Source organism: uncultured Tateyamaria sp., from assembly GCF_947494755.1.
GTDB lineage: Bacteria > Pseudomonadota > Alphaproteobacteria > Rhodobacterales > Rhodobacteraceae > Tateyamaria.
Genome location: NZ_CANLVZ010000008.1, coordinates 1 through 13,630 on the forward strand (window position 1 = coordinate 1; position 13,630 = coordinate 13,630).

Below are 13,630 nucleotides of genomic sequence, written 5' to 3' on the forward strand. Positions count from 1 at the left end.
TGCTAACCGGTCAGAAGAGGACCAAAACCTGAACAGAGCTAACTTATAAACACGGACTCTCAGGGGAGCAGGTCACAGGTCACCCACGCCGTGCACATGGGCTGGAGATATTCCTAGCGAGCTGCTTGGGATCACGGACGCGCCGGAAACCACCCGCTCTGGTGCTTAGGAGCGCGAGCAAGCCATAGGTTGGCAAATGCCGGCAGGAATCTGGCAGACCCACGCAAAATAACCGCAGACGAAATCATTCGTGCGGCAGTTGTATAATTTTTTTGGGTAAAGCATCGGCAGAGAGATACGAAAACTCAAAGATCTTATTAGGTTTGGCAATGACCTACTCTCCCACGCCTTAAGACGCAGTACCATCGGCGCTACAGCACTTAACTGCCGGGTTCGGGATGGGACCGGGTGTTTTGCTTGCGCTATGATCACCAAACCAAAAAAGAGCTTTGAATTCCTCAACGTGTTGTCCAAGTCGCGTACGACTTATCTGAGTTGTGTATGCTTTTGATTGTCGTTCATCACGGGACCTAAATCTCGCTTTTACTGGATCAAATCAAGCCTATCGGGCAATTAGTACCAGTCAACTGAATGCATTACTGCACTTACATCTCTGGCCTATCGACGAGGTGGTCTACCTCGGCCCTCAGGGATACCTTGTTTTGAGGGGGGCTTCCCGCTTAGATGCCTTCAGCGGTTATCCTGTCCGATCATAGCTACCCAGCACTGCCGTTGGCACGACAACTGGTCCACCAGTGGATCGTTCACCCCGGTCCTCTCGTACTAGGGGCAACTCCTCTCAAGTATCCTACACCCACGGAAGATAGGGACCGAACTGTCTCACGACGTTCTAAACCCAGCTCACGTACCTCTTTAAACGGCGAACAGCCGTACCCTTGGGACCTGCTCCAGCCCCAGGATGAGATGAGCCGACATCGAGGTGCCAAACACTGCCGTCGATATGGACTCTTGGGCAGTATCAGCCTGTTATCCCCGGCGTACCTTTTATCCGTTGAGCGATGGCCCTTCCACTCGGGACCACCGGATCACTATGGCCGTCTTTCGACTCTGCTCGACTTGTCAGTCTCGCAGTCAGGCTGGCTTCTGCCATTGCACTCAACGAGCGATTTCCGACCGCTCTGAGCCAACCTTCGCGCGCCTCCGTTACGCTTTAGGAGGCGACCGCCCCAGTCAAACTACCCGCCACACAGGGTCCCGGATCCGGATAACGGACCGCGGTTAGACATCAAGCAAAGCAAGGGTGGTATCTCAAGGGAGGCTCCACAGAAACTAGCGTTCCTGCTTCAAAGCCCACCACCTATCCTGCACATGCTTGGCCTGATGCCAGTGTGAAGCTGTAGTAAAGGTGCACGGGGTCTTTCCGTCTAACCGCGGGAAACCTGCATCTTGACAGGTAATTCAATTTCGCTGAGTCTATGTTGGAGACAGCGGGGAAGTCGTTACGCCATTCGTGCAGGTCGGAACTTACCCGACAAGGAATTTCGCTACCTTAGGACCGTTATAGTTACGGCCGCCGTTTACCTGGGCTTCAATTCAGAGCTCTCACCCCTCCTTTTAACCTTCAGGCACCGGGCAGGCGTCAGACCCTATACGTCGTCTTGCGACTTCGCAGAGCCCTGTGTTTTTAATAAACAGTCGCCACCCCCTGGTTTGTGCCCCCAGCCCCTAGTTGCCTAGGAACCGGGCCTCCTTCTCGCGAACTTACGGAGGTATTTTGCCGAGTTCCTTCAACATAGTTCTCTCAAGCGCCTTGGTATTCTCTACCAGTCCACCTGTGTCGGTTTAGGGTACGATCTTATAGGAAGGCTATTTCCAGGAACCTCTAAGCAGCCCATTCAATCCAATAAGGATGAACTACCCTCGAGATCCGTCACCATTCCACGGCCCAGGAATATTAACCTGGTTCCCATCGACTACGCCTTTCGGCCTCGCCTTAGGGGTCGGCTTACCCTGCTCAGATTAGCTTTAAGCAGGAACCCTTGGACTTTCGGCGAGAGTGTCTCTCACACTCTTTGTCGCTACTCATGTCATCATTCTCACTAGTGATCTCTCCACCGGATCGCTCACACGCCGGCTTCACAGAAAACTCCGTATCCTCCGCTACGCCCGAAGGCGCAAAAGAGGATTGGAGTTATGTCACACTACGCTCTGCTACCATGCACTATGTGCATCCTAAGCTTCGGCTCATGGCTTGAGCCCCGTTACATCTTCGCCGCAGGACAACTTATTTAGACCAGTGAGCTGTTACGCTATCTTTAAAGGATGGCTGCTTCTAAGCCAACCTCCTGGTTGTTATGGTCGTCCCACCTGCTTTCCCACTTAGCCATGAATTAGGGGCCTTAGCTGTAGGTCAGGGTTGTTTCCCTCTCCACGACGGACGTTAGCATTCGCCGTGTGTCTGCCATCTAGTACTCCCCGGTATTCGGAGTTTGGTTAGGATCAGTAAGCCTGTGGGGCCCCATTACCCATCCAGTGCTCTACCCCCGGGGGTATTCGGATGACGCTCTACCTAAATAGATTTCGCAGAGAACCAGCTATCTCCGAGTTTGATTGGCCTTTCACCCCTAGGCACAACTCATCCCGACCTTTTTCAACAGGTGTGGGTTCGGACCTCCAGTAAGTGTTACCTTACCTTCATCCTGGTCATGCCTAGATCACTCGGTTTCGGGTCTGATCTATCTAACTCATTCGCCCTATTAAGACTCGCTTTCGCTGCGCCTACACCTAACGGCTTAAGCTTGCTAGATAGACCAAGTCGATGACCCATTATACAAAAGGTACGCTGTCAGGCCTCAAGGGCCCTCCAACTGATTGTAGGCGTTCGGTTTCAGGAGCTGTTTCACTCCCCTCGTCGGGGTGCTTTTCACCTTTCCCTCACGGTACTGGTTCACTATCGGTCAGTAAGGAGTACTTAGCCTTCGAAGGTGGTCCTCCGATCTTCAGACAGAATTTCACGTGTTCCGCCCTACTTAATACGTCCGATCATGCTTCTTATACGGGGCTGTCACCCGCTATGGCCAACCTTTCCAGGTTGTTCTAATCACAATTTCGGCTCGGCTGGTCCCCGTTCGCTCGCCGCTACTAGGGGAGTATCAATTGATTTCCTTTCCTCCGGGTACTTAGATGTTTCAGTTCCCCGGGTTTGCTCTTATAAACCTATGTATTCAGTCTATAAGTACCTGTTTCAGCGACATATTGAGTGCTTGCGCAACAATATGAAACTGTCAGGTGGGTTGCCCCATTCAGAAATCCATGGATCAAAGCTTATTCTCAGCTCCCCATGGCTTATCGCAGAGTATCACGTCTTTCATCGCCTCTTACTGCCAAGGCATTCACCAAACGCCCTTCTCGCGCTTGATTTGATCCAGAAAAAGAAAGACTTGCGTCTAACACGACCGCACAGCTGGTAACTAAATGCGGTCTTCTTCTGGGATCAAAAGTATACTTTTTCCCGCCAGCACGTTTGTATGCGTGCTGACATTTGAACAGACTTATACGCTGACCATCCGTGCGGGAGGCCAGCAAGACTGCTCTGGTTAGTGTACTTGACTTGGACAACTCTGTTTGTTTCAGCAGGGATACGTCAAGCAGAGCGAGGAAGCACTCCGACAAGTCGCCTTCCACCCGAGGGCGGAACCAAACTGAGATCATCGCCACACTCGGCGTGATCAAACAGTGTTGATTGTTACGATGAGATTGCTCTCAAAGTAACTTGTATCTCTCTAAACGATGTCAATTCGTCTGCAGAACAGACGTCCAAACATTCAACTGAATGCTTGAAGATGTGTTCTGCGGATTTTGGTGGAGCCTAGGAGGATCGAACTCCTGACCTCCTGAATGCAAATCAGGCGCTCTCCCAGCTGAGCTAAGGCCCCAGAGTATTTCGCAGCGCGAAATGCATGGTGGGTCGAGGAGGACTTGAACCTCCGACCTCACGCTTATCAGGCGTGCGCTCTAACCACCTGAGCTACCGACCCATACGGGCGGTAGCCCGTGTTCTTTGTCTGAAGAGATATGAGGACGGCTCGGTCCTGATGTTTGAGACGCTTTGTTTGCGTCTCTTGCTAAGTGTTCCATGATTGATGCGAACATCAATGGCTAGGAACATCCTTAGAAAGGAGGTGATCCAGCCGCAGGTTCCCCTACGGCTACCTTGTTACGACTTCACCCCAGTCGCTGATCCTACCGTGGTCCGCTGCCTCCAAAAGGTTAGCGCACGGCCGTCGGGTAGAACCAACTCCCATGGTGTGACGGGCGGTGTGTACAAGGCCCGGGAACGTATTCACCGCGTCATGCTGTTACGCGATTACTAGCGATTCCGACTTCATGGGGTCGAGTTGCAGACCCCAATCCGAACTGAGACAAGTTTTGGGGATTAACCCACTGTACTTGCCATTGTAGCACGTGTGTAGCCCAACCCGTAAGGGCCATGAGGACTTGACGTCATCCACACCTTCCTCCCGCTTATCACGGGCAGTTTCTTTAGAGTGCCCAGCCGAACTGCTGGCAACTAAAGATGTGGGTTGCGCTCGTTGCCGGACTTAACCGAACATCTCACGACACGAGCTGACGACAGCCATGCAGCACCTGTCACTGTGTCCCTAAGGAACGCTCGATCTCTCGAGTTGTCACAGGATGTCAAGGGTTGGTAAGGTTCTGCGCGTTGCTTCGAATTAAACCACATGCTCCACCGCTTGTGCGGGCCCCCGTCAATTCCTTTGAGTTTTAATCTTGCGACCGTACTCCCCAGGCGGAATGCTTAATCCGTTAGGTGTGTCACCGAATAGCATGCTACCCGACGACTGGCATTCATCGTTTACGGTGTGGACTACCAGGGTATCTAATCCTGTTTGCTCCCCACACTTTCGCACCTCAGCGTCAGTATCGAGCCAGTGAGCCGCCTTCGCCACTGGTGTTCCTCCGAATATCTACGAATTTCACCTCTACACTCGGAATTCCACTCACCTCTCTCGAACTCAAGACTACCAGTATCAAAGGCAGTTCCAGGGTTGAGCCCTGGGATTTCACCTCTGACTTAATAGTCCGCCTACGTGCGCTTTACGCCCAGTAATTCCGAACAACGCTAACCCCCTCCGTATTACCGCGGCTGCTGGCACGGAGTTAGCCGGGGTTTCTTTACCAGGTACTGTCATTATCATCCCTGGCGAAAGTGCTTTACGACCCTAGGGCCTTCATCACACACGCGGCATGGCTAGATCAGGCTTGCGCCCATTGTCTAAGATTCCCCACTGCTGCCTCCCGTAGGAGTCTGGGCCGTGTCTCAGTCCCAGTGTTGCTGATCATCCTCTAAAACCAGCTATAGATCGTAGACTTGGTAGGCCGTTACCCCACCAACTATCTAATCTAACGCGGGCCAATCCATCTCCGATAAATCTTTCCCCCGAAGGGCGTATACGGTATTACTCATCGTTTCCAATGGCTATTCCGTAGAGAAGGGTATGTTCCCACGCGTTACTAACCCGTCCGCCGCTCGCCCCGAAGGGTGCGCTCGACTTGCATGTGTTAGGCCTGCCGCCAGCGTTCGTTCTGAGCCAGGATCAAACTCTCAAGTTGAAATGATCTTGCGATCATATCCTTGACGTTCGAACCTCTGCACATCGTCCCATTGTTCAAATGGGACAGTCTCTGTTTGTTGTGCTTCAGGTTTTCATAAGAAAACAAGAAACCGTCCAAACAGTGAAGCTGACACTAGATTATCGGGTTGCCCCTACTAGCGCGATATGAAGAGGTTGATCCATCGAAATGAACCAAACCGCCCACATATCTCTTCAGTTATCATCAATTTCAAAGAGCGTAGAGACAAAAGTGACTGGATGCGCCCTAACTTCTTTGGCGCGCCCCGCCTCAATTACCTCTGATTTTATCGTTGCGTCTCGTCTCGGTCCGTCGCGCTTCCGCTCTGTCCCGCCCGTCTGGCGCCCCGTTGGTGCATCTCTGCGCCGCCGGTGAGGGGGGTTCTACGGTTAGTGGCTGATACCCGCAAGTGCTTTTTTCAAGAAAACGCATCTTTTTGCGAAAAACCGTATTTTCCCATTAAAAACATGGGTTTAGGTAATCATATTTCGCGGACCCTAAGTCAAATCGGTAGAAAATTACGCGTCCATTGCCCGGTGATGCCCCCTCCAATCCCTACATATGGGGTTATCCACAGTCTTACCCCCAAGACTCAAACGCTTTGACCCCAAATCACCCCTGAAACGCACCCGAGTCACCGACTCGAGTCGCCCGATTCACCGAGTCGGCCACCAAATTTTCTGAAAATTTCTGCGCGAAGGCCCGATCGATCGCGGTTCATCGTCGACTCGCGATCTGTGTGCCGCCCGATTCCGGGCGATAAGCTCGTCAGGCTGCCGCTTTCTTGCGCAATCCGGGAACGCGCAGCGCCAAGAGCCCCAGAACGACTGCAAGATAGATCAGCGGCTCAAGCTGAAATCCTTTGCTGAGCCAGACGAAATGCACCGCAGCCAGCAAGGCTATCGGATAGGTGAGCAGATGCAGCTTGCGCCACACGGCACCCATATTGCGCATCGCCAGATTGTTGGATGTCACCGCAAGCGGGATCATCAAAGCAAGGGCCGCCATACCGATGGTGATATAGGGCCGCTTGAGAATGTCCTGCCAGACGCGATCCAGCGCCTGCACATCCAGAACAGCCCAGACCGTGAAGTGCAGCACCACGTAGGTAAAGGCGAGCAGGCCCATGGTGCGGCGAAACTTGAGGAGGTTAATCCCGGCAAAACGGCGCAAAGGCGACAGACACAGACCGATGATCAACAGCTGCAAGGCAATCTCGCCCAACTCATGCTCGAGTTCACGGATCGGTTCCCGACCCAAACCTCCGGTCATGCCAAGATAAAGCAGAACAGGCACCGGGATCAGGTATACTATATATATCGCCCATGTGGGGATCACGCGCGCGGCGCGGTTGATGGTGTCGACAAGTCGGTCCAATGTAAACGCAATCATCCGTGCAACTCCTCTTCCGCAGAGTGATACAGTTATGTCCTTGGCGCCACTTTTTGTGTCCGGGCCTGTGATCACCGCGCACGCATTCACGGCGATTGCGGCACTTTTGTTGGATCTGTCCCAGCTTGTGCTGACGAAAGCAGGACCAAGACATAAGGTGGTCGGGTATTTTTGGCTGTCACTGATGTCGCTCGTCGCCATCAGTAGTTTCTGGATCAGTGACTTTGCGTGGGTGCAGCCGTTCGGGCCGATCCACCTGTTGTCGGTCTATATGCCCTTCTCACTGTTCTTAGGTTCGCGCGCCGCGCGGGCCCGCGATTTCAAAACGGACCGCCAGTACATGCGTTCCCTTCTTTGTCGCTTCGATCGGCGCAGGGCTGTTTACCCTGCTACCCGGACGGATCATGAACGCCGTCCTTTTCGGTTAAAAGTTCGCGCGCAGATCCATCCCCTCGTACAGGCTCGCAACCTCACTCTCATATCCGTTGAACATCAGCGTTGGCTGGCGCTTGGCAAACAGACCGCCGCCCACCGGGCGTTCGGTGGCCTGGCTCCAGCGCGGGTGATCCACTTCGGGGTTCACATTACTATAAAAGCCGTATTCGCGCGCATTGGCTTTGTTCCAGCTGGTGGGCGGTTCCTGATCCGTGACGGTAATACGCACAATCGACTTGATGGACTTGAACCCATATTTCCACGGCACAACCAACCGCATCGGCGCGCCATTCTGGTTCGGGATCGGCTTGTCGTAGATACCAGTTGCCATGATCGTCAGTGGGTGCATCGCTTCGTCCAGCCGAAGCCCCTCGACGTAAGGCCAGTCGAGCACCGGAAAGCGGACGCCTGGCATCTCATCCGGGCGCAGCGCTGTTTCAAAGGCGACGTATTTGCCACCCTGCTGCACACCGGCAAGGTTCAGCAAGTCCGCCAGCTCAAAGCCGTTCCACGGGATCACCATCGACCATGCCTCAACACAGCGGAAACGGTAGATGCGTTCCTCGATCGTCATGGCCTCGAAAATCTGCGCCATCGAATAATCGCCCGGATTGTCGACCATCCCGTCAATCACGACAGTCCACGGGTCCGTGGTCAGTGTGTGCGCATTGCGGGCGGGGTCGCTCTTGCCTGTGCCGAACTCATAATAGTTGTTGTACTGCGTGATATCTTCGTAGCTGTTAGGCTCCAGCGGGGCGCGCTGCGCGCGGGCCATACCGGCGGCACCGATCAGTCCAAGACCCAAAGCCCCACCCATCACCTGACGCCGGTTCATGAAAGCATCATAAGGGGTCGCGTCAGCACGGGTCAGGTCGTTTTTCCAGCGGTGGGCCATGGTTGGTCTACTCCAGCGGTTTCATCTTTGCTTGTCCCATAGATGGGGATGGCCGTGGCGCATAATGATATTCGCTCACGGGCTTGTCACCGGATTGTAACTTGGGGTGATTTTATTCATTGGCAATGAGCGTCCATCGTCCTGCACAATGCGCACATGGCGGCGGCGCATCAGGCGCGGCTCGGCCACGCCGACGGAATGGGCGATGGTCTCGACCTCGTGGATCAACTCGCGGGCATAACGGGCGACCCTCTTTTCCTTGTCCTCGACCACAAGGCCGCCCTGAAAGCGTTTGTCATGGGTCGTGATGCCGGTCGGGCACGTGTTCTTGTTGCACTTCAGCGCCTGAATACACCCAAGGCTGAACATGAAGCCCCGCGCCGAGGTGATAAAGTCCGCCCCTGCCGCCAAGGCCCATGCCACATCACCGGGGTTCACCAGCTTGCCGGAGGCGATGATGCGGATACGTTCTTTCAATCCCGCCTGATCGCGCAAATCCACGACCGCCACCAGCGCCTCGCGGATCGACATGCCCACCAGATCGATCAAGGGCATGGGGGCCGCGCCCGTGCCGCCTTCGCCCCCATCCACTGTAATGAAGTCCGGCGCGCAATCCGCACCGCGCGCATTGATCGCGGCGAATAGATCGGCAATCGGCTCCTCCGCCCCCATCACCGTCTTGATGCCCACAGGCTTACCGGTCACCTCGCGAATGTGACCAATCAAATCCAACAGATCGTCCCAGTCATCGACCTCGGCATGGCGGTTGGGGGAAATCCCGGCCTGCCCGACCTTCAATCCGCGGATTTCAGCAATCTGTTTGTTCACCTTGGCGGCGGGCAGGATGCCACCCTTGCCCGGTTTGGCCCCTTGGGCGAGCTTGATCTCGAACATGCGCACCGCATTGTGCGCCGCGACCTCGCGCAGCTTCTCGTCACTCAGATTGCCGTCATGGTCGCGCACCCCGAACTTGGCGGTGCCGATCTGGAACACCACATCGCAGCCACCCTCAAGATGATAGGGGCTCAGGCCGCCTTCGCCGGTGTTGAGCCACACGCCCGCCTCTTTGGCCCCCCGGCTGAGCGCCTGCACCGCCGGTTTGGAAATCGCGCCGTAACTCATGCCCGAGATGTTAAAGAACGACATGGCGGTATATGGCAGACGCGCGCCGTCCCCAATGACCATCGGGGCGGTCTTGGCAAACTGGTCCTCGAGCGGGGGAAACGCCGCATTCACAAAGATGGGCGTGCCGACCACATTCAGATTGCGGGTCGATCCAAAAGCAACCGTGTTGCTGGCAGCCTCGCTTGCACGATTGATCCATTCGCGCTGCGCCCGGTTGAACGGCATCTCTTCGCGGTCCATCGCAAAGAAATACTGACGAAAAAACTCGCCCAGGTTCGAAAACAGTTTTCGGAACCGCCCGATCACCGGATAGTTGCGGCGGATCGCGTCATCGGTCTGGGTCTTGTCGATGATGAACATCACCACAATCGTGGCGGTTGCCAGTCCAAGGACGATGAAAAATCCGAGGACCATGACCTCAAGCACCTGAAACGCAAAATCCATCGAGCAATCCCTGTCTGTTTCACACAGGCACACTCTGCGGGGGTGTGCAGACAGACGCAAGACAGCGGCGGATTTCTGCGCGCCTGACAAAGTCGTGAGTGGAAAGCAAAATTGGCCTTGGCTTAGGGCGGTTGAACGGCTGGTCAATATCGTGTGGGAAAAATTTCCACGTGATCCGGTGAGTTCTGGCGCACGTTTCCCTCCTGATGCCGAACACGGTTATCGAAACTGTCATCTTAAGGGAGACTTCCTATGATCAAATCGACACTCTTCGCCACTGCCGCCGCTTTCGCTGTCGCCACATCCGCATTCGCTGGCTCGGCCAAGAAGGACATCGTTGATACGGCCGTGAGCGCAGGTTCGTTCGAAACGCTGGTCGCCGCTGTGCAAGCGGCTGATCTGGTCGACACGCTGAAAGGTGACGGCCCGTTCACCGTCTTTGCCCCAACCGACGCTGCCTTTGCCGCGCTGCCCGAAGGCACTGTTGAATCGCTGCTGCTACCCGAAAACAAAGAGCAGTTGGTGTCGATCCTGACCTACCACGTCGTGCCCGGTAAAGTGATGTCGACAGATCTCTCTGACGACATGGAAGCGACAACCGTTCAAGGTGAAGCGGTCACAATCGACCTCGATAATGGTGTGATGATCGAGAACGCGACCGTGACAAGCGCCGACATCGAAACATCCAACGGCGTGATCCACGTGATTGACACAGTGATCCTGCCCGGCGCTGACAGCTAAGCGCGACACTATATAGGAGGAAAGGCCCGCATCACTGCGGGCCTTTTTCGTTAGTGGACCACCGCGTCGTCGGGGCGGGGCCTGTTCGAGGCACTCAGCCGCCCCCCGATCACCAGCCCCTCGGGGCCCGCCGAGACCTCGACCGTGTCGCCGTCCTTGACGTCACCGGCCAACAGCATCTCGGCCAAGTGGTTCTGCAACGCGCTTTGGATCACACGCTTCAAAGGCCGGGCCCCGAACACCGGGTCATAGCCTTCATCCGCCAGCCATTTGCGCGCATCCTCGTCCAGATCCAGACTGATCTTGCGCGCGGCGAGCCGTTTCAGCAAACGCCCCATCTGGATGTCGACGATCCCGTCCATGTCGGCGCGGGCGAGGCGATCAAAGATAATCGTCTCATCCAGCCGGTTCAGGAACTCGGGGCGGAAATGGGCACGCACCGCATCCATCACGTCGCGCCGGGCCGTTGCCGCATCGGCACCTTCGGGCAATTGGCTCAGCGCCTGCGAGCCGAGGTTTGATGTCAGAATGATCAATGTCTGCTTGAAGTCGACCGTGCGGCCCTGACCATCGGTCAGCACACCATCATCCAAAACTTGCAACAGCACGTTGAACACATCCGGGTGCGCCTTTTCAACCTCGTCAAACAGCACGACCTGATAGGGACGACGCCGCACCGCTTCGGTCAGCACCCCGCCCTCATCATAACCGACATAGCCCGGAGGTGCGCCGATCAGACGGGCAACCGCGTGTTTCTCCATGAACTCCGACATGTCGATACGCACCATCGCGCTGTCGTCATCGAACAGGAATTCGGCGACGGCCTTGGTCAACTCGGTCTTGCCCACACCGGTCGGTCCGAGGAACAGGAACGACCCAAGGGGGCGGTTTTCGTCATTCAGACCGGCCCGCGCGCGGCGCACCGCATTGGCGACGGCGCGCACGGCGCTGTCCTGACCAATCACACGCGCGTGCAATTGATCTTCCATGCGCAGCAGCTTGTCCCGCTCACCTTCCAGCATTTTCGACGTCGGAATACCTGTCCAACGCTCGACAACACTTGCGATCTGCTCAGGGCGCACCGCTTCGGCCACCATGGCGTCGGATTCCAGCCCTTCAGCCTCGACTAGCTTGCGCTCGAGATCAGGGATGACCCCATAAGACAACTCGCCCGCCTTTCCGAGGTTGCCCTCACGCTTGGCGATGTCGAGGGCTGCGCGCGCCTGGTCCAACTGCTCCTTGATGTCGCGGGCCGAGGCGAGCTTGTCCCGCTCACCCTGCCACTGCGCCGTCATTTCGGCACTGCGCTCGGACAGATCAGCAAGATCCTTTTCAAGCGTGCCAAGCCGATCCTTTGACGCCTGATCATCCTCAAGGCGCAATGCCTCGACCTCGATCTGCATTTGCAGGATTTGACGGTCGAGCGCGTCCAGTTCTTCGGGCTTGGAGTCCACCTCCATCCGCAAGCGGCTGGCTGCCTCGTCCATCAGGTCGATGGCCTTGTCGGGCAGAAAACGGTCCGTGATGTAGCGGTGGCTGAGCGTCGCGGCGGTCACAAGGGCACTATCAGAGATCCGCACACCGTGGTGCAGTTCATACTTTTCCTTGATGCCGCGCAGAATGCTGATTGTGTCCTCGACAGTGGGTTCCTCGACCATCACAGGCTGGAACCGGCGGGCCAGGGCCGCGTCCTTTTCAACATATTTGCGGTACTCGTTCAGGGTCGTGGCCCCGACGCAATGCAACTCACCCCGCGCGAGCGCAGGTTTGATGAGGTTGGCCGCATCCATCGCGCCCTCGGACGCACCAGCGCCGACAAGCGTGTGCATCTCGTCTATGAAAAGAATGACCTCACCCGCAGCTTCGGTCACTTCGGTCAGGACGGCCTTGAGCCGTTCCTCGAACTCACCGCGATATTTTGCGCCCGCAATCAACGCGCCCATGTCGAGCGCGAGCAGACGCTTGTTGCGCAAGGATTCAGGCACGTCACCATTCACGATGCGCAAGGCGAGCCCTTCGGCGATCGCAGTCTTACCCACACCCGGCTCACCGATCAGAACAGGGTTGTTCTTGGTTCGGCGGCTCAGCACTTGCATCGCGCGACGGATTTCCTCGTCACGACCGATGATCGGGTCGATCTTGCCCGCTTCGGCACGTTCGGTCAGGTCCATCGCGTATTTCTTGAGCGCGTCGTAACCGTCTTCGGCACTGGCGCTGTCGGCGGTACGACCCTTGCGAATATCATTGATAGCGGTGTTCAGCGCCTGCGGGCTGACCTTGTCCGCCTCGAGCGCGTCCTTGGCGCCGGACTTGACCATGCCAAGGGCCATCAGCAGCCGCTCGACAGGCACAAAGCTGTCACCCGCTTTCTTGGCCAGCGCTTCGGCTTCGGCCAGCACCTTGCCGGTCGCATTGTCCAGATAGACCTGTGCGGCATCGCCGGTGACCTTCGGCATCTTGGCCAGAAGCTGATCGACAAAGGCCAGCACCCGGCCCGGATCACCGCCCGCGCGGGTGATCAGGTTGGCGGCCAGTCCCTGATCGTCATCCATCAGGGCCTTCAAAAGATGTTCGGGGGTCAGCCGTTGGTGGCTGTCGCGTGTCGCGATGGTCTGTGCGGCCTGCACGAATCCGCGCGACCGCTCCGTGAACTTGCTCAAGTCCATGGTTGTTCTCCTTTTGCAGCGCCCGTCTGTCCCGCACCCTCTTTAGAGGCACACGGGCCCATTGGGCCTTATGCAGTTGAAATGGGAACAAACCGTTTACTTCGCAAGAGGGACAGGAGCAGGAAAAAGCAGACAATGCCGGCAGGGTGCGAAACGCATAACGACTCCCAAGATCAGGGCGAACGCGGTCACTATTTCACCGCTAGAACAACAGATTACGGCGGAAATCCGCCGAATCTGCGCGTAATCTGACATCCACCGCCTCACACAGCAATTCAAAGAAAATGCACTGATAAACAGACACTTACAGTGCAAT

Annotated in this window: 5 protein-coding genes, 2 tRNA genes, 3 rRNA genes and 1 pseudogene; 2 read left to right on the forward strand and 9 right to left on the reverse strand. The window is 56.1% G+C overall.

Translation table 11 applies throughout. The features are described 5' to 3' along the window. Positions 1-321: 321 nt before the first annotated feature. The 6 genes from rrf to msrQ form a co-directional block, all read right to left on the reverse strand. Positions 322-436 (reverse strand): 5S ribosomal RNA (gene rrf / locus Q0908_RS11240). A 116-nt stretch (positions 437-552) separates the two neighbouring features. Next, positions 553-3,381, reverse strand: a 23S ribosomal RNA gene (locus Q0908_RS11245). Between the two features lie 439 nt (positions 3,382-3,820). Then, positions 3,821-3,896: transfer RNA gene (locus tag Q0908_RS11250), tRNA-Ala, on the reverse strand. 25 nt (positions 3,897-3,921) lie between these two features. Beyond that, positions 3,922-3,998: transfer RNA gene (locus Q0908_RS11255), tRNA-Ile, on the reverse strand. A 137-nt stretch (positions 3,999-4,135) separates the two neighbouring features. Further along, positions 4,136-5,595 (reverse strand): 16S ribosomal RNA (locus Q0908_RS11260). Together the 16S, 23S and 5S rRNA genes with 2 tRNA genes alongside form the textbook arrangement of a ribosomal RNA operon. Before the next feature lie 789 nt (positions 5,596-6,384). After that, positions 6,385-7,008 carry a protein-methionine-sulfoxide reductase heme-binding subunit MsrQ gene (gene msrQ, locus Q0908_RS11265; RefSeq protein ID WP_299284055.1) on the reverse strand — a complete coding sequence of 208 codons (624 nt, stop codon included), beginning with the start codon at positions 7,006-7,008 and terminating at the stop codon, positions 6,385-6,387. 34 nt (positions 7,009-7,042) lie between these two features. On the opposite strand from msrQ, the pseudogene Q0908_RS20420 reads away from it, so the two are divergent. Continuing rightward, positions 7,043-7,345: pseudogene (locus Q0908_RS20420) on the forward strand (DUF2306 domain-containing protein); the annotation flags it as partial. Between the two features lie 87 nt (positions 7,346-7,432). On the opposite strand, the gene msrP reads toward Q0908_RS20420, so the two are convergent. Together msrP and Q0908_RS11275 are read right to left on the reverse strand one after the other, a co-directional pair. After that, positions 7,433-8,338: a protein-methionine-sulfoxide reductase catalytic subunit MsrP gene (gene msrP, locus Q0908_RS11270; RefSeq protein ID WP_299284057.1), complete on the reverse strand. Its 906-nt coding sequence runs from the start codon at positions 8,336-8,338 to the stop codon at positions 7,433-7,435. Positions 8,339-8,413: 75 nt separating this feature from the next. Further along, a complete protein-coding gene (locus Q0908_RS11275; RefSeq protein WP_299284059.1) occupies positions 8,414-9,907 on the reverse strand; it encodes an FMN-binding glutamate synthase family protein in 1,494 nt (497 codons plus the stop codon). A gap of 252 nt (positions 9,908-10,159) precedes the next feature. Here Q0908_RS11275 and Q0908_RS11280 point away from each other — a divergent pair, with 252 nt between their 5' ends. Continuing rightward, entirely contained in the window at positions 10,160-10,648 is a 489-nt protein-coding gene (locus tag Q0908_RS11280; RefSeq protein ID WP_299284061.1) for a fasciclin domain-containing protein, read from the forward strand. 50 nt (positions 10,649-10,698) lie between these two features. Here Q0908_RS11280 and clpB read toward each other — a convergent pair whose 3' ends face one another. Then, on the reverse strand, positions 10,699-13,314 hold the full coding sequence (clpB, locus tag Q0908_RS11285) for an ATP-dependent chaperone ClpB (protein ID WP_299284063.1): 2,616 nt from the start codon (positions 13,312-13,314) through the stop codon (positions 10,699-10,701). Between the last annotated feature and the right edge of the window lie 316 nt (positions 13,315-13,630).